Source organism: Kitasatospora azatica KCTC 9699, assembly GCF_000744785.1.
In the GTDB taxonomy this organism is placed as follows: Bacteria; Actinomycetota; Actinomycetes; order Streptomycetales; family Streptomycetaceae; genus Kitasatospora; species Kitasatospora azatica.
Map to the genome: position 1 here is coordinate 549,936 of NZ_JQMO01000002.1, position 25,005 is coordinate 574,940.

The following is a 25,005-nucleotide window of genomic DNA, read 5'->3' on the forward strand; positions in this document are numbered from 1 at the left end:
ACCCGCTGCACAGACGAAATTTGCATTTGTTCAGGCCCTTGCTCAATTGGTAACGCCCCGTTAGTGTCACCGCAACATCCAAGCGCTTCGACACTTCGCTGGGGAAGGGACCCCTGTCATGGGAACCGAGTTGAACCGCAGATCCTTCGTCCGCGGCGCCGCCGCCATCGCGGGAGCCGCCGGCATGGCCCCGCTGCTGTCCGCCTGCGGCGGCGGCAGCGCGCACCAGAAGACCGGCGCGAACACCGCGTCCGGCCTCAAGGCGGCACTGCCGGCCTACGTGCCGAACACCTCCATCAAGCCGGACATCCCCTCGGTCGCGGGCAGCGCCGACGCCGCGACCGATCCCGGGTACCTCGCCTACCCCACCTCCGCGGTCACCAGCGTCTCCGGTGTCCCGGGCAAGGGCGGCAGCTACACGGCGGTCACGCCGCTGTGGGGCACCGTTCCGCCGGTCGGCAACTCCTTCTACCAGGCGATGAACAAGGCCCTCGGGATCAGCCTCGAGATGAAGCCGGCGGACGGCAACAACTACAACACCATCGTCCCGACCATGACCGCGGCCAAGAAGCTGCCGGACTGGATCCAGCTGCCGTCCTGGTGGAGCTCCGCCTTCAACACCGGCGAACTGGCCGGCACCCAGCTCGCCGATCTGACCCCGTACCTGTCCGGCGACAACATCAAGAAGTACCCCAACCTCGCCGCCATCCCGACCGGCGCCTGGCAGGCCGGTATCTGGGGCGACAAGCTCTACGGCATCCCCTCGTTCTCCAGCCAGTTCTCCGTGGTGGGCGCCACGTTCTACCGGCGCGACATCCTCGAGTCGCGCGGCATCACCGGCGACCAGGTGAAGTCCGCCGACGACCTGATGAACCTGGGCAAGGAACTCACCGACGCCAAGGGCGGCGTGTGGGCCTTCGACGACCTGTTCACCTACATATTCACGTTCTTCGGCGCTCCGCTCACCTGGAAGGTCGACAGCGGCAAGCTGGTCCACACCTTCGAGACCCAGGAGTACCTGGAGGCCGTCGACTGGCACAACCGCCTGGCCACCGCCGGCTACCTGCACCCGGACGCGATCACCAAGTCCACCACCGGTGCCCACTTCTACAGCGGGAAGCTGCTGATCGCAGGCAGTGGAACGGGCGCCTGGACCCTCTCCGACTACCAGTCCGGGGTCGCCGCCAACCCGAACTACCGGCGCGGCGCCTTCAACGCGTTCGCCGCCGACGGCAAGAGCACGCCCGTGCAGTACATGGGCTCTTCCACCAGCATGACCAGCTACCTCAATGCGAACCTGAAGCACGATCAGATCGAGGAGCTGCTCGCAGTCGCGAACTACCTCGCCGCGCCCTACGGCACGGCCGAGTACACCATGGTCAACTTCGGCGTCGAGGGCGTCCACCACAACCGGGTGAACGGGGTCCCGACCTTCACGGACGAGGGCAAGAAGGACGTCCAGCCGCAGACCTACCCGTTCCTGGTCTCGCCCGCGGCCGTGACCAGCACCCCGGGCAGCGACATGGTCACCAAGGACATCGCCGCCTGGCAGGCCGCCAACGTCAAGGCCCTGGCCAAGCCCCCCTTCTGGGGCATGAACATCAGCATGCCGCAGTCGATCGCCACCGCCTCGGCCGCGCAGGCCGTCAACGACACGGTCATCGACTGCATCCACGGCAAGAAGAAGGTCTCCGACGTGCAGGCCGCGATCGCCACCTGGAAGTCCAGCGGCGGCGGGGAGCGGCTCAAGCAGTGGATGACCGACAACGTCCTCGACAAGTACGGCACGAACCAGTGAGCGCCGCGCGACCGGAGATCGCGGCAGGACCGGCGCGGCTGAACTGGCGGATCAGGCTCCGGCGGGACAAGTCGCTGCTGTGGATGACGGTGCCCACGGTCGTCCTGCTGCTGGTGTTCAACTACCTCCCGCTGTTCGGCCTGGTCACCGCGTTCCAGGAGTACGACCCGCTGCTCGGGGTCTCGCACAGCGACTGGGTCGGGTTCCAGCAGTTCCAGCAGCTCTTCGCCGACCCGCTGTTCTGGGAGTCGATGAAGACCACGCTGTACCTGAGCTTCGTCCAGCTGGTCCTGTTCTTCCCGATCCCGATCGCGCTGGCCATCCTCCTCAACTCGGTGCTGAGCGAACGGACCCGCAACTTCGTCCAGTCCGTCGTCTACCTGCCGCACTTCTTCTCCTGGGTGCTGACCATCACGATCTTCCAGCAGATGCTGGGCGGCGCCGGAATCCTCAACCAGTTCCTGCGGCAGCACGGGGTCGGCACCTGGGACATCATGAGCAACCCGCACACCTTCGCGCTGCTGGTCACCTCCCAGGCGGTCTGGAAGGAGGCGGGCTGGGGGATCATCGTCTTCCTGGCCGCCCTCAGCGCGATCAACAGCGAGCTCTACGAGGCCGCGGCGGCCGACGGTGCGGGGCGGTTCCGGCGGATGTGGCACATCACCCTGCCCGGCCTGCGCGGGGTGATCGTCCTGATGCTGGTGCTGCGCCTGGGCAACGCGCTGTCGGTCGGCTTCGAGCAGTTCCTGATCCAGCGTTACGCGGTCGGCCACGACGCCGCCGACGTACTGGACACCTTCTCCTTCTACTACGGCATCGCCACCGGCAACTACTCCTACGGCGCCGCAGCCGGGCTCTTCAAGAGCGTGATCTCGCTGCTGCTGATCTGGGGTGCCAACAAGCTGGCGCACGCCTTCGGCGAAGACGGGTTGTACCGGAAATGACCAACACACTCACCATCGACCGGACCGACAGCGGCAGCAAGCACGAGGCGGCGGCGCCGGCCTCCCGGCGCCGGACCCGCAGCGGCCGCCCGCCGTGGCAGGAGCCGCCGACCGCGGTCGGCCAGACCGCCAAGGGGCTGACCCTCGGCGGGGTCGTGGCCGCCGTCCTGATCCCGCTCTGGATCATCGTGCTGACCAGCTTCTCCACCCCGGGCGCGATCAACCGGGCCGGCGGACTGGTGATCTGGCCGGACGGACTGAGCACCGAGGCGTACCGCGAGATGCTGGGTGACCGGACCGTGCTCACCTCGCTGCTGGTGAGCCTGGGCATCACCGTCGTCGGCACGGTTGTCTCCATGGTCATCTCGGTCCTGTGCGCCTACGGCCTGTCCAGGTCCGGTTCGCTCGGGCACCGCTTCGTCCTGCTACTGCTGGTCGTCACGATGTTCGTCGGCGGCGGTCTGATCCCCACCTTCCTGGTGGTCACCGGCCTCGGCGGCTACGACCAGTGGTGGGCGCTGATCCTGCCCAGTGCGGTCTCCGTCTTCAACATCCTGGTGCTGCGCGCCTTCTACTCCGGGACCTCGTCCGAGCTGATCGACGCGGCCCGGATGGACGGCGCCGGCGACTGGCGGATCCTGTGGTCCGTCGTGCTGCCCACCTCGCGTGCCGTGACCGCCGTGATCGCGCTCTTCTACGCGGTCGGCTACTGGAACTCGTTCTTCAACGTCATGCTCTACATGCCGACGGACAGTCAGAAGTGGCCGCTGCAGTACGTGCTGCTGACCTACGTCAACCGCGGCGTCGGCATGCCGGGCTCGATCAACACCGGCTTCGGCACCACGCACGCGCAGACCGCGCCGCTGTCGCTGCAGATGGCGGTGGTGGTGCTCACCCTGGTGCCACTGGTGATGGTCTACCCGTTCGTGCAGAAGCACCTGCGCACCGGCGTACTCACCGGTGCCATCAAGGGCTGAGCCGACGGCACGACAGACTGGGAGCGGTTCCTGCCGCGCGACTCCCCGAACCGCACGGCAGGAACCGCCCCCAGGATCCCAACGAAGGAAGCAGGAGTGATGGTGACACTCGCCGACGTGGCCAGGCACGCGGGCGTCTCGTCGAGCACGGTGAGCTACGCGCTCAGCGGCAAGCGCTCGATCTCCACGCAGACCCGGCAACGCATCGAACAGGCCATCACCGACCTCGGCTACCACCCCAACGCCGGCGCGCGCGCCCTGGCCGGGAAGCGTTCCCACATCATCGCCCTGGTGGTCCCGCTGCACACCGAGGTCTACGTGCCGACCATGATGGAGATCGCCATCGCGGTCACCGTGACGGCCCGCCAGTACGGTTACGACGTCCTGCTGATCACCAACGACGAGGGCCCCGACGGGGTGCACCGGGTGGCCGCCAGCGGCCTGGCGGACGGCGTGATCCTGATGGACGTCAGGCTGGACGACGACCGCATCCCGGTGCTGCGCGCCCAGGGCACCCCGGCCGCACTCATCGGGCTGCCCGACAACCCGTCGGGACTGTCCTGCGTCGACCACGACTTCGCCGCCTCCGGCGCGCTGTGCGCCGACCACCTGGCCGACCTGGGCCACCGGGACGTGGCCTTCATCGGCTACGCGCCGCAGGTCTACCAGCGCCACGCCGGCTACGCCGAACGCACCCTGGCCGGCTTCACGGCCCGGGCCCAGGAGCGCGGCCTGCGCTTCCTGCACCGCCCCTGCGAAGGCAGCTACGACAGCACCGCCGGCGCGCTGGCCCGGATCCTCTCCGACCGCCCCGGCACCACCGGATTCGTGGTGCAGAACGAGGGCGCGATCGGACCGCTGCTCAGCCTGCTGCGCACCACCGGGCGGACCGTCCCGGAGGACGCCTCGGTCGTCGCGATCTGTCCCGACCAGTTGGCCGAGCAGTACGCACCTCGGCTCACCGCCGTGACCGGGCCGAGGAAGGAACTCGGTCAGGTCGCCGTCGAGCAGGTCATGGCCCGGATCGACGCGGCGGCCGACGGCGCCGATCCGCAGGACGACCTGCTCCTGCTGTCACCGGAACTGGTGATCCGCGAGAGCACCGCACCGGCCCCGCACCGGGCCACCGCCACCACGGCCACCAAGGAGCCTTCGACATGACGACACGTCGGCTGACGGACCGCCTGGGCGGTCTCGCCTTCGGCGGGGACTACAACCCGGAGCAGTGGGGCCCTGAGGTCTGGAAGGAGGACGACGAGCTGATGGGCCGGGCCCGGGTCAACCTGGCCACGGTCGGCGTCTTCTCCTGGGCCCTGCTCGAACCCGAGGAGGGGCGCTACGACTTCGGCTGGCTCGACGGCCACCTCGACCGGCTGCACGCGGCCGGCGTCGCCGTCGACCTGGCCACCCCGACCGCCTCCCCGCCGCCCTGGTTCACCCTGGCCCACCCCGACGCCATGCCGGTCACCCCCGAGGGGACCCGGCTGACCCACGGCAGCCGGGACACCTACTGCGTGGCGGCGCCCGCCTACCGCCTGGCGGCCCGCCGCATCGCGGGCGCCCTGGCCGAGCGTTACGGCGACCACCCGGCGCTGGCCCTGTGGCACGTGCACAACGAGTACGTGACCCTGTGCCACTGCGACCACACCGCGGCCGCCTTCCGGGTCTGGCTGCGCGCCCGCCACGGCTCGCTCGACGCCCTCAACGATTCCTGGGGCACCGCCTTCTGGAGCCAGCACTACACCTCGTGGGAGCAGGTCCTGCCGCCCCGCGCCACCCAGTGGCACCAGAACCCGGGCCTGCTGGTGGACTTCCGCCGGTTCTGGTCCGACGAGACGCTGGCCGCCTACCGCGAGCAGCGCGACGCGATCCGCGCCCACAGCGACCGGCCGGTGACCACCAACCTGATGCTGCCGGGCTACCAGAACCTGGACCTGTGGGCCTTCGGCCGCGAGGTCGACCTGGTGACCGTCGACCACTACCCCACCGAGCCCGGGGTGGGGGCCGCCGCCGACACCGCCTTCGGCGCCGACCGGGCCCGCTCCTTCGGCGGCGGGGCGCCCTGGCTGCTGATGGAGCAGGGCACCAACACCGTCTACGCGAAGGGCCGCGTCCTCGCCAAGGAGCCGGGCGAGATCCTCCGCCACACCCTGGGCCACATCGCCCGCGGCTCCGAGGGCGCACTGTTCTTCCAGTGGCGCCAGTCCAGGGCCGGGGCCGAGCAGTGGCACTCGGCGATGGTCCCGCACGCCGGGCCGGACAGCCGGATCTTCCGGGAGGTCGAGGCCGTCGGGGAGGCCGTCGCCCGCCTCGGCGAGCTCGCCGGCTCCACCGTCCGGGCCCGGGCCGCCGTCCTGCACGACTCCGACGCCTGGTGGGCCATGGACGTCGACGGTCTGCCGTCGACCGAGCTCGACTACCACGCCACGCTGAGCCGCGCCCACCGGGTGCTGTGGGACGCCGGGGTCACGGTGGACTTCGCCCACCCCGAGCAGGACCTGAGTGACTACCGCCTGGTCCTCGCCCCGGCCCTGCTGCTGCTCTCGGACGCCGGCGCGGCCAATCTGCGCCGCTACGTCGAGGGTGGCGGCACGCTGCTGGTCCAGCACACCGCGGGCGCGGTCGACGAGCGGATGCACGCCCGCCTCGGCGGCTACCCGGCCGCGCCGCTGCGCGAGGCGCTCGGCGTCCGGGTCGAGGAGTACCGCCCGCTGCGCGAGGACGAGCACATCGCCCTCTCCGACGGCTCGCGGGCCACCGCCTGGAGCGAGTCGCTGCGCACCGAGGGCGCGCAGACGGTCGCCGCGTACACCCACGGCATGCTCGCGGACGGCCCCGCCCTCACCCGCCACCGCTTCGGTGCCGGCCAGGCCTGGTACCTCTCCACCCGGCTGGACGACACCGGCTACGCCGCCCTGGCGGCCCGCCTGATCGCGGAGAGCGGCGTGGTCCCGGAGCTGCCGGGCCTGCCCGCCGGCGTCGAGGCCGTCACCCGCCACGCCTCGGACGGCCGCCGCTGGCACGTGCTGATCAACCACCGCGCCGAGGCCGTTCCGCTGCCCGAGTCCGCCCACGACCTGCTGACGGGTGCTCAGGCGAACGAACTCGCGCCCGGCGGCTGCGCCGTACTGCGCGCGCACTGATCCCCCCACCGTCGCAACCCCCCTTGCGAGGACGATTGTGAGCGCTAACAGCATCCGGTGGGGCCACCAGGCCCTGGAGCTGGAGATCTCCCTCGGCGAAGACGGCGCCGCCCGGCTGGCGCACCTCGGCGCGCCCGGCGAGGCCGTCCAGGACCCGCGCCCCGGCGCCGCGCTGCCGCTGGTGGAGCTGACGGCGGCCGGTCACGGCCGCCACTGGTCGGGCCGGCACCTGATCGACACCACCATCGGTGCCCGGCTGCGCCACCGCTCCCACCACGCGACCCGCGACGGCGACTGGCACGTGCTCACCGTCGACCTGCACGACCCGCGGACCGGTCTGGCCGTGCAGGTCCGGTACCGCTCGCCCGACGGCCTGCCGGTGCTGCGCAGTCAGGTGCTGGTTCGCAACGAGGGCCAGAGCGCGGTGCACCTGGAGTCGGTGAGCTCCCTGGTGGTCGGCTGCCTCACCGGCGGCGACCCGGCCGACCTGGACAGCGCGGACCTGCTGTGGGCCGAGAACGACTGGTTCGCCGAGTGCCGCTGGCAGCGCCGCCCGCTGCGCGCCACCTCACCCGCGTTCCGCGGCCCGTTCGACTTCCGCGCCGGCCGCGGGACCCATGTGCTGGCCGGGCACGGCGTCTGGTCCAGCTGCGGGCAGCTGCCGATGGGCGGGCTGACGGACCGTCGGTCGGGTCGCAGCTGGGTCTGGCAGTTGGAGCACAACGGCGGCGGCTGGCGCTGGGAGTGCGGGGAGCGCGCCGACACCGCCTACGCCGCGCTCTTCGGCCCCGAGGACACCGACCACGGCTGGCGCCACGCCCTGGCGCCGGGCGAGGAGTTCCGCACCGTGCCGGTGGCCATGGCGTTCGCTCACGACGGCGGCCCCGACCTCGCCTTCGCCGCCCTGACCCGCTACCGGCGGCTGGTCCGCCGGCCCCACACGGACCACCAGCGGCTTCCGGTGGTCTTCAACGACTACATGAACTGCCTGATGGGCGACCCCACCACGGCCAAGCTGCTGCCCCTGGTCGACGCCGCCGCCGAGGCCGGGGCGGAGTACTTCGTCATCGACGCCGGCTGGTACGACGACGAGGACGGCGGCTGGTGGACCACCGTCGGGGCCTGGGAGCCCTCGGCCACCCGCTTCCCGGGGCCGGACGGGATCCACGAGGTCCTGGACCGCATCCGCGAGCGCGGCATGGTCCCGGGGCTCTGGCTGGAGCCGGAGGCGGTCGGCGTGTCCAGCCCCGTGGCCAAGTCCTTGCCGGACGAGGCGTTCTTCCGCCGCGAGGGGCAGCGCGTCGAAGAGGGCGGCGGCCGGTACCACCTCGACCTGCGCCACCCCGCCGCCCGGGCCCACCTGGACCGCGTGGTGGACCGCCTGGTCGACGAGTGGGGTGTCGGCTACCTCAAGCTCGACCACAACACCGATCCCGGCTCGGGCACCAGCACCCACCCCGGGGAGGTCCCGGCGGCCGGCCTGCTGGGCCACAACCGAGCTCAACTCGACTGGCTCGACGGCATCCTGGACCGGCACCCGGACCTGGTGGTGGAGAACTGCGCCTCCGGTGGCATGCGGATGGACCAGGCCCTGCTCTCCCGGCTGCAGTTGCAGTCCACCAGCGACCAGCAGGACCTGCTGCTGTACGCGCCCATCGCGGCCGCCGCACCCACCGCCGTCACTCCCGAGCAGGGCGCCGTGTGGGCCTATCCACAGCCCTCGGACTCGCTCGACGAGGTGGCCTTCACCATGGCCAACGCCCTGCTCGGCCGGATCCACCTCTCCGGACGGCTCGCCGAACTCGAGCCGCAGGCCCGAGCGTTGGTGCACGAGGCGGTGGCCGTGTACAAGTCCGTCCGCGCCGACCTGCCGCAGGCCGTGCCGGCCTGGCCGCTCGGCCTGCCGGCCTGGGACGACCCGTGGATCGCGCTGGCCCTGCTCGCCCCCAGCACGACCTACCTGACCGTCTGGCGCCGCCCGGGCGCCGGGACCACCACGACCCTCCACCTCCCCCACCTGCTCGGCGCCGACGTGCGCGCCGACCGGCTCTACCCGGCCGCCTCAGACGCCGTCAGCAGCTGGCACCCGGACCGCGCCGAGCTGGTCCTGACCCTGCCCACCGCACCATCCGCTCTGCTGCTCGAGCTCATCCGCACCGACCCGGAAGGAGACTGACGATGCGTCACCAGCTGCGGGCCCGGGCTCCCCCGGCCGTCGCGGAGCCGACACGCCAGCACAGTCCGCGCCCGAGGGCCGAGATCGAACCGGGCCCACCGTTCCACATCACGGGAGTTCCACACCACCCAATCACCGCTCAACGCCATCCCCATGGAGGGACAACATGAGATGGTCGTTCCATCCCACCAGTAGCCGCACGGTCGCGCTCGCCGCGACCCTGACCCTGGCGTTCGCCGGCGCCACCACCGCCGCCGCCCCGCCCGCGGTGGCCACCACCACCGTGTCGGTGTCGGTCGACGCCGCACAGCAGCTGGCCGTCATCCCGAACACCGGCGTCGGCACCAACGTCGCCGTCTTCGACGCCCAGATGAACGCCTCCGACACCTCCGGCCTGCTCAGCACCGCCGGCATCGGTGCCGTCCGCTACCCCGGCGGCAGCCACTCCGACGTCTACCACTGGCAGTCCGGTACCGCCTCGGGCGGCGCCTACGTCGCCCCGAACACCGGCTTCGACGCCTTCATGGGCACCGCGCGCGCGGCCGGCGCGCAGCCCATCATCACCGTCAACTACGGCTCCGGCACCCCCCAGGAGGCCGCTGCCTGGGTCCAGTACGCCAACCGCACCAAGGGCTACGGCATCAAGTACTGGGAGGTCGGCAACGAGGTCTACGGCAACGGCGAGTACAGCAACGGCAACGGCTGGGAGTACGACACCCACAGCAGCCACAGCGCCACCACCTACGCCAACAACCTCGTGCAGTACGTCTCGGCGATGAAGGCGGTCGACCCGAACATCAAGATCGGCGCCGTGCTGACCACCCCCGGCGGCTGGCCGGACAGCATCGTCGGTCCGGGCGACTCGATGGACTGGAACCACACGGTCCTGTCGATCGCCGGCTCGAAGATCGACTTCGTGATCGTGCACACCTACCCGGGCAGCACCAGCGAGGCCGACCTGCTCGGCAAGCCGCAGGCGCTGATCCCGAACATCGCCGGCACCGTGCGCTCGCTGATCAACCAGTACGCCGGCAGCAACGCCTCCAACGTCGGCATCGCGGTGACCGAGGCCAACGCCACCAGCTACCGCGACACCGCCCCGAACGGCCTCTTCACCCCCGACACCTACCTCACCTGGATGGAGAACGGCGCCTTCAACATCGACTGGTGGGCCCTGCGCAACGGCACCGACTGCTCCGGGTCGACCACCGTGGACGGCGCCACCGACTTCAACGACTACGGCATGGTCTCCAGTTCGCCCTGCGAGGGGACCCTGGAGCGCCCCTTCCCGGCCTACTACGGCACCCAGATGATCACCAAGCTGGGCGCACCGGGCGACACCTTGGTCAAGGCCGCGAGCTCCAACTCGCTGGTCTCCGCGCACGCCGTCCGCCGCGCCAACGGCGACGTGGACGTCATGCTGATCAACAAGGACCCCAACAACAGCGCCAGCGTCAACCTGTCCTACGCCGGGTTCACCCCGTCCTCGGCCACCCCCACCGTCTACTCCTACCTCAAGAACGCGAGCTCGATCGGGTCCACCAGTACCGGCAGCGCCACTGCCCAGACCGTGCCGGCCTACGGCATCGCGGTCGTGCAGATGCACCCCACCAACGCGCCCTGCCGGGTCGTCTACAACAAGAACGAGTGGCCGGGCGGCATGGTCGGCACGGTCACCGTCACCAACAACAGCCTCGGCCAGGTCAACGGCTGGGACCTCGGCTTCAACTTCGCCGGGGACAACAAGATCACCAACTCCTGGGGCACCACGGTGACCCAGAGCGGCCCCGGCGTGAACGCCGCGAGCCTGTCCTCCAACGCTGCCCTCCCCCAAGGCGGCAGCGTCACGTTCGTCTTCCAGTCCAGCTGGTCGAGCAGTGATGCCGACCCGCCCGCCTTCTGGTTCAACGGCGCGTCCTGCGCGATCGGCTGAACCAGCCCGACCCGTGGTGCCCCGGCAGCCCCTAACCGCCGGGGCACCGCCCCGAAGCACAGCCCTCGAAAGACAGTGTCCCTAAAAGGATGTGACCCCGTGTCAGGCCAGCCCCAGGCGACCGGCGCCGTCAGCAACCCCGTGATCCCCGGGTTCCACCCCGATCCCAGCATCTGCCGGGTGGGCGAGGACTACTACCTCGTCAACTCCAGCTTCGAGTACTTCCCCGGCATCCCGGTCTTCCACAGCCGCGACCTGGTGAACTGGACCCAGATCGGCAACGCCCTGGACCGGCCGAGCCAGCTGCGCCTGCCACGCGACATGCCCTCCTCCGCCGGCATCTACGCGCCCACCCTGCGCCACCACGACGGCCGGTTCTGGCTGATCGTCACCAACGTGGGCTCCAGCGGCAACGTGCTCTTCACCGCCACCGATCCAGCCGGCCCGTGGTCCGACCCGCTGCCGCTGCCCGGCGTTCCCGGCATCGACCCCGACCTGGCCTGGGACGAGGACGGCACCTGCTGGTGCACCGTCGCCGGCATCTCCCAGCTGCGCCTCGACCCGGTGACCGGGCAGACGCTGAGCGAGCCGGAGAAGACCTGGTCCGGCGCGCCCGGCGCGCAGGCCCCCGAGGCGCCGCACCTGTACCGGATCGGCGACCACTGGTACCTGCTGATCGCCGAGGGCGGCACCGAGCGCGGCCACTGCGTCTCCATCGCCCGCGCCGAATCGCCTACCGGCCCGTTCGAGCCGTGCCCGGCCAACCCGATCCTGACCCACCGCAGCACCCACCACCCGATCCAGAACACCGGCCACGCGGACCTGGTCCAGGGCCCCGACGGCTCCTGGTGGATGGTGCTGCTCGGTGTCCGCCCCGGCGGCGGCACCCCCGGCTGGCACGTGCTCGGCCGCGAGACCTTCCTCGTGCCGGTGAGCTGGGTGGACGGCTGGCCGGTGGTCGGCGAGCTGTCGCTGGAGATGCCCGCACCCGGTTGGCCGCTGACGCCCGTCCCCGAGGCGCCGGCCCGCGACGACTTCGACGAGGCCGAGTTGCACCCCCGCTGGATCTCGGTGCGCGAGCGGCCCGCCGAGCTGTGCACCACCAAGGAGCGCTCCGGCTGGCTGACCCTGCACGCCGCCGGCGCCTCCCCGGACGAGCCCGACCTGGTGTTCGTCGGCCGGCGCCAGCAGCACCTGTCCTGCCGGGTGCGGACCCTGCTCGACCCGGCGGCCGGTCGCGGCGGCCTGGTCGTGCGGCTGGACGAGCAGCACCACTACGAGATCGAGGCCGACGCCCAGCAGGTGAAGGTCTTCGCCCGGATCGGACCGCTGCGCACCGAGGTGGCGGCCCGGCCGCTGCCGGCCGGTCCGGTGGTCCTGGGGGTCGACATCGTCCAGGACCCGCCGCGGGAGGCGCGCAGCGGCCCCGATCTCCTCTCCTTCGGCATCGAGGAGCCGGACGGCACCTTCACCGTGCTGGGCACCCTCGAAGGCCGCTACCTGTCCACCGAAGTGGCCGGCGGTTTCACCGGCCGGGTCGTCGGCATGTACGCCGCCGCCGGCACCGTCCACTTCGACTGGTTCGACTACGAGCCGCAGCCGTCGTCGTGACCGAGCGTCAGTCCCACCACGCCACCACCCCCACCACTCACGAGAAGGACCTCACCATGAACGACACCCAGCGCACCGCACGGCCGCGCAGCCGCCGACTCGGCCGGTCGGCCGGCCTACTGGTGGCACTGCTCACCACGACCAGTCTGGCCAGCGGCACCGCCTTCGCCGACCAGGGCAACCAGAACAACCAGGGCAATCAGGACAACCAGGGCAACTGGTCCGGCGCCGCCTTCGGACCGGCCCCCCGCGACCCGATGGCCGCCGTCGCCGCCATGCAGCCCAGCTGGAACCTGGGCAACACCCTGGACGCCATCCCCGACGAGACCTCCTGGGGCAACCCGCTCACCACCAAGGCGCTCTTCGACTACCTGCGCGGCCAGGGCTTCCACAGCGTCCGGATCCCGGTCACCTGGTCGAACCACCAGTCCACCACCGCGCCCTACACCGTCGACGCGACCTACCTGGCCCGGGTCAAGCAGGTGGTCGACTACGCCCTGGCCGACGGCCTCTACGTCGAGCTGAACGTCCACCACGACTCCTGGCAGTGGATCTCCAGTATCGCCACCGACCACGACAACGTGATGGCGCGGTACAACTCGACCTGGCAGCAGCTCGCCGCCGAGTTCAAGGACGAGCCGCGCAAGCTGCTGCTGGAGAGCGTCAACGAGCCGCAGTTCAACAACGCGACCGACGCCCAGAAGACCCAGTACATGAACGAGCTCAACACCTCGTTCTTCAACATCGTCCGCAACTCCGGCGGGGGCAACAAGGACCGCCTGCTGGTCCTGCCCACCCAGGGCTGCAGCTCGACCCAGCCGCTGATGGACGACCTGAACGCCGAGATCGCCTCGCTGCACGACAAGAACCTGGTGGCCACCGTTCACTACTACGGCTACTACCCGTTCAGCGTGAACATCGCGGGCGGCACCACCTTCTCCGCCCAGTACCAGAAGTTCCAGGCCGACAACTTCGCCCTGGTCCACGACGAGTTCGTCGCCAAGGGCATCCCGGTCTACATAGGCGAGTACGGACTGCTCAGCGAGCCCAACTCGGGCACCGTCGAGCAGGGCGAGCTGCTCAAGTACTACGAGGACGTGAACTACCAGGCCCGACTCAACGGCGTCACCACCGCCCTGTGGGACGACGGGAACTACCTGGACCGGACCAACCTGACCTGGCGCGAGCCCGACCTGATGGCGCTGATCAAGACCTCCTGGACCACCCGCTCGGGTACGGCCTCCACCGACAACCTCTTCGTGCCGAAGTCCGGCACGATCCCGGCGCAGACCATCACGCTCAACCGCAACGGGGAGTGGTTCACCGGGCTGTGGCAGGGCGACCGGCCGCTGATCCCCTACCTCGACTACACCGTGAACGGCGACCAGCTGACCCTGACCTCCCGGGCGCTGACCCGGCTGGCCGGCGACCGCGCCTACGGCGTGAACTCGACCCTGCGGATCACCTACTCGCAGGGCCTGCCCTGGCAGCTCCACGTGATCTCCTCCGACAAGCCGGTGGTCTCCGACGCCACCGGAACCACCACCGGGCTCAACATCCCCACCCAGTTCCACGGTGACCAGCTGGCGACCATGGAGGCCAAGTACGCCGACGGCACCAACGCCGGCTCGGCGAGCTGGACCGCGTTCCAGGCCTTCAACTCGGCCTTCGCCCCGGACTACGCGGGCAACGCCCTGGTCCTCAAGCCCGACTTCCTCAACGCGCTCAAGGACGGCACGCCGGCCACGCTGACCTTCCACTTCTGGAGCGGCGCCACCGTCAGCTACCAGGTGACCAAGTCCGGCACCACGGTGACCGGCACCGCCTCCTGACCCCACTCCTCCCCCGCCCGGCTGCCGACCCCGGCAGCCGGGCTCTCTCACGTCCCGAGGTTCACCCATGTTCCCGCTGCCCCCGCGCGTGCTGTTCGGCGCCGCCTACTACCCCGAGTACCAGCCGTACGAGCGGCTCAAGGAAGACCTCGACCTGATGGTGGAGGCGAAGTTCACCGTCATCCGGGTCGGCGAGTCCGTCTGGTCCACCTGGGAACCCGAGGACGGCCGGTTCGACCTGGACTGGCTGCAGCCCGCCCTGGACGCCGCCCACCAGCGCGGGATCTCGGTCGTGCTCGGCACCCCCACGTACGCCGTGCCGCCGTGGCTGGCCCGCCTGTACCCGGAGATCGCCATCGAGCGGTCCACCGGGCAGCGCATGGGCTGGGGCAGCCGCCAGGAGGCCGACTTCACCCATGCCGCCTTCCGCTTCCACGCCGAACGCGTGACCCGGGCCATCCTCGCCCGCTACGCCGAGCATCCGGCCGTCATCGGCTACCAGGTGGACAACGAGCCCGGTCTGCACCTGCCGCACAACCACGGCGTCTTCCAGCGCTTCGTCGACCACCTGCGGGCCGAGTACGGGGACGTGGCCACCCTCAACCGGGAGTGGGGCCTGGTCTACTGGTCGCACCGGCTGACCGACTGGGCCGACCTGTGGAAGCCGGACGGCAACCAGCAGCCGCAGTACGACGTCGCCTGGCGGGCCTTCCAGGCGCGCCAGGTCACCGAGTTCATCGCCTGGCAGGCGAGCATCGTGCGCGAGTACGCCCACCCCGACCAGTTCGTCACCACCTGCATCGCCTACGGGCACCCGGCGGTCGAGGACGACGAGCTGACGGACGCCCTGGACGTCACCGCGGGCAACCCGTACTACGACATGCAGGACTCCCTCGCGCTGCCCGATCCGACGCCCGACGAACACGAGCAGCAGTGGAAGACCACCGGCGTCTGGGCCCTGTACCAGAGCGCCGACCGGATCTTCTCCTCGCGGCAGGAACCGTTCCTCATCACCGAGACCAACGCACAGGCGATCAGCGGAACTTCGGACAACCGGCCGGCCTTCGACGGCCAGTGGCGGCAGGCCGCCTGGGCCTTCGTCGCGCGTGGTGCGCAGATGATCGAGTACTGGCACTGGCACACCCTGCACTTCGGCACCGAGACGTACTGGGGCGGAATCCTGCCGCACAGCGGCAAGCCCGGCCGGGTCTACGCCGAACTCGCCCGCCTGGGAGCCGAGTTCGAGACGGCGGGGGCGCTCGTCGCCGGGATCGAGCCCGATGCCGACATCGCGATGGTCTACTCGATGCCCAGCAAGTGGCTGATGCAGAAGTACCCGCCGCTGGCCGGGCCGGACGGCAGCCCGGACCCGTCCTCCTACCACCGCATCCTCGACCCCTTCTACCGCGGCGCCTTCGAGGCCGGCCGCCAGGTGCGGATCCTGCACGCCCGCCAGCTGCACGACGCCCGGGGCGGCCGGGACGGGGTGGCCCCCGAGCTGGCGGCGCAGCGCCACCCGGTGCTGGTCGTCCCCGCCCTCTACCTGGCCGAGGACTCGCTGCTGGACTGGCTCGCCGCCTACGCCCAGGCCGGCGGCCACCTGGTGCTGGGCCCGCGCACCGGTTACGCCGACCAGGAGGCCCGGGCCAGGCACGAGGTCGCTCCGCCGCGGCTGGCCGCGGCAGCCGGCGTCCGGTACGACGAGTTCAGCAACCTGTCGGCACCGCTCCCGGTCCGCCCCGCCCTGGGCAGTGAGCTGACGCTGCCCCAGGACGCGACCGCCACCCACTGGGTGGAGGGACTGACCGCCACCGACGCCACGGTGCTCGCCGAGTACGAGCACCCGCACTTCGGCCGCTGGCCGGCCGCGACCACCCGCCGCCACGGTGCGGGCCGGATCACCTACGTGGGCACCGCGCCCGGGCGCGGCTTCGCCAAGGCGCTGGCCGGCTGGCTGGCCCCGGCTCCGGTGAGCGGCTGGCGCGACCTCCCGGTCTCCGTCACCGCGACCACCGGCACCGGTGCGGACGGGCGCCGCGTGCACGTTGTGCACAACTGGAGCGGGCAGTCCGCCGAGGTCCGGGTCCCGGTCGACCTGACCGACGTCCTGGACGGCACGCCTCTCCCGGCGGACTCCTCGGTGCGGCTCGGTCCCTGGGACGTCCGGGTCTTCGTCGCGGGCTGAGCCGCGACATACATCCCATCAATGGCAGCTAGATATCGCTAACAAGACCAGAATGTGCGCGCAATCCAGCATCACGTTTCAGATTCATCGGATCTCCCTCTTGTCGGGCAGGTTTCAGGCTCGTAAGGTCCTCGGTACAGCGAGCCGCCCGGCCGACGGGGGAGCTGGTCCGCAGTCAGGACGCTTCCGGTGCACCGGCGCGCAGCCCCCTCCGAGCAGCAGCACCCCTTCCTGGAGCCGCAGATGTCCCCCACCAATCTGAGCCGCCGTCAACTGATCCGGGCCGCCGCGATCGCCGGGGGCGCCGCGGCCTTCGGCCTGCCCCAGATCATGCTGGCCGACAGCGCCGAGGCGTACACCGTGCCCTCCAAGATGGCCTGGTGGTATCAGGCGCGCTTCGGCATGTTCATCCACTTCGGGTCCTACAGCAACCTCGGCCACGGCGAGTGGGCGTTCTCCAACGACAACTACAACAAGCCCAACTACCAGTCCCAGGTGTCGGCATCGTTCAACCCGACCGCCTTCAACGCCAACACCATCGCCGACCTGGCCCTGAACGCCGGCATGAAGTACCTGGTGATCACCGCGAAGCACCACGAGGGCTTCGCGATGTACAACTCGAGCGTGGCGGGCTTCACCGACACCACCGGCACCAAGCGCTACACCCTGCCCGGCTACACCGCCTACCAGAACGACCCGCTGGCCGCGCTCAAGAGCGCCTGCGACGCCCGCGGCATCAAGTTCGGGTTGTACTACTCGATCATGGACTGGAACCACTGGTCCCAGAACATCGACCACTCCACGACCTACACCGACATGGCCTCGATGAGTGCCCGCGCCTCCTACATCAGTGACATGAAGGCCCAGTTGCAGGAGCTGATCACCAGGTACGACCCCGCGATCCTGTGGTTCGACGGCGACTGGTGCGGCAACCCCGCCACCCCGACCCTCACCGACTGGTGGACCTCCGCCGACGGGATCGACCTCTACAACTACCTGATCGGCCTCAAGCCCAGCCTGGTCATCAACGAGCGGGTCAAGCGCGACCAGGGCCTCGGCGACTTCGCCTGCCCGGAGCAGACCGTGCCGGCCGAGCCGCTCGGCCGCCCGTGGGAGACCTGCGCCACCCTGAACGGCGCCTGGGGATACACCTCCTGGGCGGAGAACTCCTACCGGTCCGTCAAGACCATCCTCCAGGAGTTCGTCACGGTGGCCTCCCGGGACGGCAACTACCTGCTCAACATCGGCCCCAAGGGCGACGGCACGCCCACCCCGGGCTCGGTCAGCATCCTCCAGGGGCTCGGCAGCTGGATGGCCGTCAACAGCGACAGCATCTACGGCACCAGCGGCAGCCCGTTCACCGCCGAGCCGTCCTGGGGCAAGTTCACCAGGAAGTCGGGCAAGCTCTTCGCCCACGTGTTCAACTGGCCGAGCAACGGCACTCTGCAGATCCCGCTGGTCGCCAACACGATCAACCGGGTCTACCTGCAGAGCAACCCGTCGGCCTCGCTCTCGTTCTCGGTGAGCGGCGGGAACATCAACGTCTCGGTGCCGACCACCGCCCCCGACGCCAACGACTCGGTGGTCGTCGTCGACGTCGCCGGGATGCCGGCCGTGGTCGCCGACGGCGTCTACGAGCTGATCTGCGCCCGCAGCGGCAAGGCCCTGGACAACGGCAACTCGTCCTCGGCCGGCAGCCAGACGATGCAGTGGACCACCAACGGCGGCTCCCCCCAGCGGTGGACCCTGACCGGCCTGGAGGCGGGCCGGTTCAAGCTGGTGTGCGCCCGCAGCGGCATGGCCCTGGACAACGGGAACAGCACCACCGCGGGCACCGCGGTGGTGCAGCAGCCCGACAACGGCGGCAACCAGCAGCAGTGGAGCATCCTCGCCCTGGGCGGCGGCATCTACCAGCTCACCAACCGGGTGAGCGGGATGGCCCTGGACAACGGAAACGGCACCGCGGACGGCCAGACGGTGGGCCAGTGGACCGTCAACTGGGGCAGCCAGCAGCAGTGGCAGCTGATCAAGGTCGGCTGACCGGCCGCAGGAACAAGCGGTAGGGGGGCGCCCGTCGGGCGCCCCCCTACCGCTTGTTCCTGTTGTTCACCGGCCCGGGACGAACCCGCCCCACACCGAGGCGGGGCCGCCCGGCCCCTGCGCGTCCACGTGGTAGGCGTCGCCCGCGGCACTGCGCGCGCCGGTGGCGTGGTTGAACTGGGCGGCGAACTCGTACTGCCCGGTCGGCACGGTCCGGCTCGACTTGAGCACCCAGCGGTAGACCAGCGAGCCGCCGGACGGCTGAACGGTGACGGTGAAGTCCTCGTTCGGCAGGGTGGACCAGCTGCCGGTGCTCTGCACGCCGGCGGTCAGCGCGACGCGCAGTTCGACCGTCAGCGCCGTGAGCGGCTGGCTGGTCCTGAGGGTGAGGTTGTTCTGCTCCCAGTACACGGTGCTGTGCGCGTCCACCGAGCCGGCGGACCACAGCGGTCCGTTCTGGAGCTGACCGGCCGCCGACGGAGTCGGGCGCGCGGTGCTCGGGGGCGCGACGGGGGTCGCACCCGCGGTGCCGGCAGCGGGCGACGGCGGCGTCGAGGCCTCCGACGGGGTCGGCTCGGTCGGCGACGGCGCAGCGGACGTGATGGCGGGGCCAAAGGTCGGCAGCGTGTGGACGATGCCGGCGACGGCCAGGCCGCCCGTCGCCAGGAGCCCGGCGGTCGCCAGGGCGGCGAGGACGACCCTCCGGCCCGACCTCGCGAGCGGCCGTGAGCGGTGCCGGACGGCTGGGCCGGCCATGCCGCGCTGGACGCGGGCAAGCATCTGCGCGCGATCCGGCTGATGGGCCTCGGCGGCCTCCCGCAGCCGACGGGCGATCTCCTCGTTCACTGCTTCCTCCTTCCTGTCACCAAGTCGCCTACCGCTCGAGCGCCAAGTATTCCTTGCAGCTCGGCCATTCCCCTCGAGGTCTGGCTCTTCACCGTTCCGACGGATATCCCGAGCGCCGCAGCGGTCTCCTTCTCCGACAGGTCGAAGGCGTGCCGCAGCACCACGCAGGCCCGTTTGCGGAACGGGAGCCGGGCGAGCGCCGTGCGGACGTCCAGCACGGCCGCCGTGTCCGGCCCTTCCACCGACCCGGGCCCCCGGAACCAGAACAGTGAGACCCGGCGGCGCTCGCGCATCGCAGCGCGGATCCGTTCGCGCGCCATGTTGGCCACCACGCCGCGGGCGTAGGCGAGCGGGTGATCGGCCTTCCGCAACCGGTCCCAGCGCTGCCACAGGGCGATCATCGCGTCGGCGGCGAGGTCGTCGGCCGCATCGGGCTCACCGGTCAAGAGGTTCGCGAACCTGGCCAGTTCGGCGTAATGACGTTCGAAGAAGTCGTGGAACTCCGCGGACGTGTCAGCGAGGAACATCTCCCTCGGTCGTCCTCTCCCTACATTGTGCACGTTAACAAGAGGGCGCAGCATAACAAGCCCCGACGGCGGATCCGGACGGCGGTCGCCCCGTTTTGCGGGGCGGTAGCCGCAGGTCGGCGGGCTGGTCAATGCCGGGCGAACTGGACTGAGGTCGACTGCACGACATCGGGTTGGACGCTGGTGTTGTCGACGGTCAGTTGCTCGCCGTAGATGTCGGTGATCCGGATCGACCCGCCGCACCCCGTACCGTCGGCGGAGAGGAAGTAGTTGTAGTCGGTCCGCGGCAGTTGCCGCCAGCTGCCGCCGGCCTGGACCTCCAGCGTCGCGATCGGGTTCCGGTGACCGATCGCCTGGATACCGCACCACCACTTGCTGGAGCCGGGCTTGTAGCGGACCGAGAGCGGGCCCACCGACTCGGGGCTCAGCAGGGTCCACGTGATCGCCAGCCGGCCCACCGAGAGGTCGGCGAGCTTGGCGAAGGCCTGCTGGCTGAGGTCGAGCTGGCCCACTGCGCAGGGCAGCGGGCAGACGTTGACGATCCGGACCGTGAGCGAGGCCCCGTTGGAAGCGTGGATCTGCACGTACGCCCCGCACGCCCGGGACACCTCGTAGTCGGTGAAGTTCATCGCCGCGACCATCATGTCCCCGCCGGTCGGGCCGAACGAGCAGGCGCCGTTGCCGTCGGCGGCGTCGTACGCCGTCGCGACGCCCGGGTAGCTGACCCCGGGCTTGATCCGGCCGGCCGAGGGCGCCACCGCGGTCGCCGCGCGCGTCGCGCTGGCGGTCGTCGACGGCGTGGCACTGGCGGTCGCCGACGGCGTCGCACTGGCCTTGCCGGAGCGCGACGGACTGGCCGAACCCGCCGGCGACGAGCTCGCCGACGACGCAGAGGCCGAGGCGGACGATGATGCGCTGGGCTGCCCGGACGCACTCGTGCCGGTGGCCGCCGCGGATCCGGAAACCGGCGGCAGGCTGGTCACGGCAGCGCTGGCGGGGGCGTCGACCACCCGCCCGGCCTCGGCGCTGTTCCCGCTGCCCGGGCCCAGGGTCAGGAACACCAGTACCCCGATGGCCAGCAGCGCCAGGGGAATGCCCGCGATCAGCGCGCGCCTGCGCCACGGTTGCTGCGCGGCGTGTCTCGTTGCCTTCATGCCCATCCATCCGGTCCGTCGATTCGACAGTTCGCCCCCCAGTTGCCGCCGGTCCGGGATTGGTTGCCGCCCGCGGAAAACTTTTTTTCGACGGCATGGATGTGGGGCCCGGCTCCGGGGTGTGTGTCCTCCCGGGGCCGGGCCCCTGCTGTGCGTGCTCAGCCCGTGTGCGGGCTCAGCGGGATGTCGGCCGAGGGTGGGTCAGCCGACGGTCGGTCAGCCGAGGGTCCACTTCTGGTTGCTCGCGCCGTTGCAGGTCCACAGCTGGACCAGCGCACCGTCGGCGGTGGAGCCGTTCGACACGTCCAGGCACAGGCCCGACTGCACGCCGGTCACCGTGCCGTCACTGTTCAGGCGCCACTGCTGGTTGGTCTGCCCGTTGCACGTCCACACCACCGCCTTGGTCCCCGCCGTGGTGCCCTTGCCGCTGGCGTCCAGGCAGAGCGTGGTCCCCGACTCCGTCACCGTCAGCGCACCGCTCGCGGTGTGGGTCCACACCTGGTTCGCGCCGCCCCAGCAGCCGTAGATCTGCACCTGGGTACCCGCCGTCGTGGAGGCGTTCGGCACGTCCAGGCACTTGCCCGCACCCACCGCGCGCAACGCACCGGTCGTACCGCCACCGCCGCCGCCACCGCCGCCCAGGGCGGCCAGCGCCGCGCTGTAGGACGGCTTGGGCTGGTCGTTGCCGTCCCACATGGTGGCGGCGCCGTAACCGGGGAAGGTTCCGGGGATCCAGGAGTGCGCGTCGTCCACGCCCCACTGGCTGATGCCCACGCAACGGGTGACCGCCAGGCAGTCCTTGACCACCGCGGCGTAGTCGGTGGCCTGCTGCTGGAGCGAACCGCTGCTGGCCGGCGTCTGGGCGCGGTCGTCCAGTTCGGTGATGGCCACGTCCAGGCCCAGGTTGGCGAACCGCTGCATGTTGGCCTGCATGTCGCCCGGGATCTGGCCGACGATGAAGTGGCTCTCGAAGCCGATGCCGCCCAGCGGGACGCCCTGCGCGAGCAGCGACTGGGCGATGCTGTAGAGGGCGTTGCTCTTCGCGTTCTGGCCCTCGATGTTGTAGTCGTTGATGTAGAGCTTCGCGCCCGGGTCGGCGGCGTGCGCGGTGCGCAGCGCGTCGGCGAGGTAGCCGGAGCCCATGGCCTGGTAGAAGACGTCCGAGACGAGCGAACCGTCGCCGTTCAACGGCTCGTTGATCACGTCCCAGGCGTAGATCTTGCCCTTGTAGTGGGTGGCCTCGGTGGTGATGTGCGACTCCATGGCGGCGCGCACCTGACTCTGCGGCAGACCCTGGACCCAGCCCGGGAGCTGGTTCTGCCAGACCAGGTTGTGGCCGCGCACCCGCCAGCCGTTCGACTGGGCGAACTGCACGAGCTGGTCGCCCGGTCCGAAGTTGTACGAGCCGTTGCCCGGCTCGGTGGTGTCCCACTTCATCTCGTTGGTCGGCGTCAGCATGTCGAACTGCGCCTTGGCGACGGCCATTTCGCCGCCGACGCCGAGGTCGCCGTCGGACAGGGCGGTGCCGAAGTACCGGCTGTCCGCCTCCGCCGCCGCCTTCAGGGTGCTGCCGGCGGCCGCGGCGGGCGGGGCTGCGGCCAGCGCACCGACCGCGAGCGCCAGCGTCGTGGCGGCCACGACGGGCCGGGCACGGCGTAATGCGGTGCGGATCCTTCCGAGGGGCATGGTCGACCTCCTGTGCTTGTGGGGGGAGGCACGCACCCGCGATGCTCCGCGGGTGTGGCGCGAGAGCGGTGACGGCGGACTGCGACCGTCGGCTCGGGGAACGGGAGCGACGCCGCGCCATCCGTCCGGCAACGGGGTGCGGCGGGGGGGATGCTCCCGTGGCTAGGTAACTCGGCGTCGACAGGAACCGTCAAGACACGGCGGAAAGTTTCGGGATTGTTTCGGAAACCCTTGAGGGGTGCGGCATTTCAAACGCGCGGCGGGCGCCGCGTTCAGACCCGCTGCGACCAATGCGCCGTCAACATGTTTGCCAGTCCAAGTACTTGACATGCCACCCAACAAGGCTGCACCGTCTCCTCCCAGAACATCCCTTCCCTCCTGCGGCCCGGCAGTCCAGGAGTGGCTGGGATGTTAGCGCTAACACTCCACCCGGTTGCGCTACCCAGGGAGTATTCAGATGAGCAAATTCCGCCTATGGCACCGGCCCCGGCGGCCGCTTCGCACGCATGCCCTCACCCGTGCGGGCGCCGCCGCGGCCATCGTGCTCGGTGCACTCGTCACCACCGGCGCCACCACCGGCCCCGCACAGGCTGCCACCCAGGGACCGTGCGACATCTACGCGGCAGGCGGCACCCCGTGCGTCGCCGCGCACTCCACCACCCGTGCGCTGTACGGCGGTTACTCCGGCGCGCTGTACCAGGTCAAGCGCGCCTCGGACGGGGCGACCAAGGACATCGGCCTGCTGAGCACCGGCGGCTACGCCAACGCCGCCACGCAGGACGCCTTCTGCGCCTCCACCAGCTGCGTCATCACGGTCATCTACGACCAGTCCGGCAAGGGCAACCACCTCACCCAGGCCCCCGGCGGCGGCGCCGCCGGCGGCCCGGACAACCTGGCGAACGCCACCGCCGCCCCGATCACCGTGGGCGGCCACGCCGCGTACGGCGCCTACATCGCCCCCGGCACCGGCTACCGCAACGACCACACCTCGGGAATCGCCACCGGCGACCAGCCCGAGGGCATGTACGCGATCTTCGACGGCACCCACTACAACGGCGGCTGCTGCTTCGACTACGGCAACGCCGAGACCACCAACAACGACGACGGCAACGGCACCATGGAGGCCATCTACTTCGGCAACATCAAGGTCTGGGGCTACGGCAGCGGCAACGGCCCCTGGGTGATGGCCGACCAGGAGAACGGCCTGTTCTCCGGCGTCAACGCCGGCTTCAACGCCAATGACCCCAGCATCAGCGACCGCTTCGTGACCGCGATCGTCAAGGGCGAGCCCAACCACTGGGCCATCCGCTCCGGCAACGCCCAGTCGGGCGGCCTGGCCACCGACTACAGCGGACCGCGCCCCAACGTCTCCGGCTACAACCCGATGCGCAAGGAGGGCGCGATCATCCTCGGCATCGGCGGCGACAACAGCAAGGGCGCCACCGGCACCTTCTACGAGGGCGTCATGACCTCCGGCTACCCGAGCGACGCCACCGAGAACGCCGTCCAGACCAACATCACCGCCGCCGGCTACAGCACCAGCAGCACCGGGACCGCCACCGGTGCGTTGCGTGCGGTGGGTGCGGGCAAGTGCCTGGACGTGCCGAACGCCTCGACCACGGCGGGTACCCAGGTGCAGATCTACGGCTGCTGGGGCGGCGCGAACCAGGTGTGGACCCACACCGCGAGCGGTGCGCTGACGGTGACGGAGTCGGGGACCACGCTCTGCCTGGACGCCTACGGCAAGGGCACCACGGCGGGGACCAAGGCGGTGGTGTGGACGTGCAACGGGCAGACCAACCAGCAGTGGCACCTGAACAGTGACGGCACGGTGACCGGCGTGCAGTCGGGCCTGTGCCTGGACGTGTCGAACGGCTCCACCGCCGACGGTGCGCTGGTCCAGCTGTGGACCTGCAACGGCGCGAGCAACCAGAAGTGGACCCTCGGCTGAGGCTGACCCACTGAACCCCATGGGGGCCTGGTCCCGAGACCAGGCCCCCACACCCACACCCACCCGCTCAGCGGTATCGGGCTGCCGATCAACCGGCGGCAGGGATGTCAGGATGTTGGCGCCACGTGCGTCTGCCCGCATCCGGGACGGGCTGCCGGGCCCGACCCACGGAGCACTCCGCTTCGACGAAGGGTCAGCATCA

At 70.5% G+C, this 25,005-nt stretch carries 16 protein-coding genes; 12 read left to right on the top strand and 4 right to left on the bottom strand.

The features are described 5' to 3' along the window. Positions 1-118 precede the first annotated feature (118 nt). From BR98_RS02900 to BR98_RS02950, 11 genes are all read left to right on the top strand, one after another. The gene (locus BR98_RS02900) at positions 119-1,798 is read left to right on the top strand and encodes a type 2 periplasmic-binding domain-containing protein (RefSeq protein ID WP_051969236.1); all 1,680 of its coding nucleotides are present in this window, start codon (positions 119-121) and stop codon (positions 1,796-1,798) included. After that, positions 1,795-2,742 carry an ABC transporter permease gene (locus BR98_RS02905; RefSeq protein ID WP_232247212.1) on the top strand — a complete coding sequence of 316 codons (948 nt, stop codon included), beginning with the start codon at positions 1,795-1,797 and terminating at the stop codon, positions 2,740-2,742. The genes BR98_RS02900 and BR98_RS02905 overlap by 4 nt, the downstream gene beginning before the upstream one ends. Then, positions 2,739-3,719 (top strand): carbohydrate ABC transporter permease, encoded by a 981-nt coding sequence (locus BR98_RS02910; protein ID WP_051969238.1) that lies wholly within the window; start codon positions 2,739-2,741, stop codon positions 3,717-3,719. The genes BR98_RS02905 and BR98_RS02910 overlap by 4 nt, the downstream gene beginning before the upstream one ends. 99 nt (positions 3,720-3,818) lie before the next feature. Next, the gene (locus BR98_RS02915; protein WP_035839718.1) at positions 3,819-4,880 is read left to right on the top strand and encodes a LacI family DNA-binding transcriptional regulator; all 1,062 of its coding nucleotides are present in this window, start codon (positions 3,819-3,821) and stop codon (positions 4,878-4,880) included. Continuing rightward, entirely contained in the window at positions 4,877-6,862 is a 1,986-nt protein-coding gene (locus BR98_RS02920) for a beta-galactosidase (protein ID WP_035839721.1), read from the top strand. Before BR98_RS02915 ends, BR98_RS02920 begins: the two co-directional genes overlap by 4 nt. Before the next feature lie 37 nt (positions 6,863-6,899). Further along, positions 6,900-9,038, top strand: coding sequence for an alpha-galactosidase (locus tag BR98_RS02925; protein WP_407639403.1), 2,139 nt, complete (start codon positions 6,900-6,902; stop codon positions 9,036-9,038). Between the two features lie 166 nt (positions 9,039-9,204). Then, entirely contained in the window at positions 9,205-10,971 is a 1,767-nt protein-coding gene (locus BR98_RS02930) for a cellulose binding domain-containing protein (RefSeq protein ID WP_051969239.1), read from the top strand. A gap of 99 nt (positions 10,972-11,070) precedes the next feature. Continuing rightward, positions 11,071-12,582 (top strand): glycoside hydrolase family 43 protein, encoded by a 1,512-nt coding sequence (locus BR98_RS02935; RefSeq protein WP_035839724.1) that lies wholly within the window; start codon positions 11,071-11,073, stop codon positions 12,580-12,582. Beyond that, positions 12,579-14,414 carry a cellulase family glycosylhydrolase gene (locus tag BR98_RS02940; protein ID WP_324606651.1) on the top strand — a complete coding sequence of 612 codons (1,836 nt, stop codon included), beginning with the start codon at positions 12,579-12,581 and terminating at the stop codon, positions 14,412-14,414. The genes BR98_RS02935 and BR98_RS02940 overlap by 4 nt, the downstream gene beginning before the upstream one ends. 67 nt (positions 14,415-14,481) lie before the next feature. Beyond that, the gene (locus tag BR98_RS02945) at positions 14,482-16,599 is read left to right on the top strand and encodes a beta-galactosidase (RefSeq protein WP_035839726.1); all 2,118 of its coding nucleotides are present in this window, start codon (positions 14,482-14,484) and stop codon (positions 16,597-16,599) included. A 189-nt stretch (positions 16,600-16,788) separates the two neighbouring features. After that, positions 16,789-18,639 (top strand): alpha-L-fucosidase, encoded by a 1,851-nt coding sequence (locus BR98_RS02950; protein ID WP_232247213.1) that lies wholly within the window; start codon positions 16,789-16,791, stop codon positions 18,637-18,639. Between the two features lie 66 nt (positions 18,640-18,705). Here BR98_RS02950 and BR98_RS02955 read toward each other — a convergent pair whose 3' ends face one another. The 4 genes from BR98_RS02955 to BR98_RS02970 form a co-directional block, all read right to left on the bottom strand. Further along, entirely contained in the window at positions 18,706-19,485 is a 780-nt protein-coding gene (locus BR98_RS02955; RefSeq protein ID WP_035839728.1) for a hypothetical protein, read from the bottom strand. After that, positions 19,482-20,012, bottom strand: a complete 531-nt coding sequence (locus BR98_RS02960) for a SigE family RNA polymerase sigma factor (protein WP_035839746.1) — start codon at positions 20,010-20,012, stop codon at positions 19,482-19,484. The genes BR98_RS02955 and BR98_RS02960 overlap by 4 nt, the downstream gene beginning before the upstream one ends. A 128-nt stretch (positions 20,013-20,140) precedes the next feature. After that, complete coding sequence (locus tag BR98_RS02965) at positions 20,141-21,166, bottom strand: expansin EXLX1 family cellulose-binding protein (RefSeq protein ID WP_035842652.1); 1,026 nt, start codon at positions 21,164-21,166, stop codon at positions 20,141-20,143. Positions 21,167-21,382: 216 nt separating this feature from the next. After that, a complete protein-coding gene (locus tag BR98_RS02970) occupies positions 21,383-22,804 on the bottom strand; it encodes an endo-1,4-beta-xylanase (RefSeq protein WP_232247214.1) in 1,422 nt (473 codons plus the stop codon). 505 nt (positions 22,805-23,309) lie between these two features. Here BR98_RS02970 and BR98_RS02975 point away from each other — a divergent pair. Continuing rightward, positions 23,310-24,803, top strand: coding sequence for an arabinofuranosidase catalytic domain-containing protein (locus tag BR98_RS02975; RefSeq protein ID WP_083975910.1), 1,494 nt, complete (start codon positions 23,310-23,312; stop codon positions 24,801-24,803). Positions 24,804-25,005: the final 202 nt, after the last annotated feature.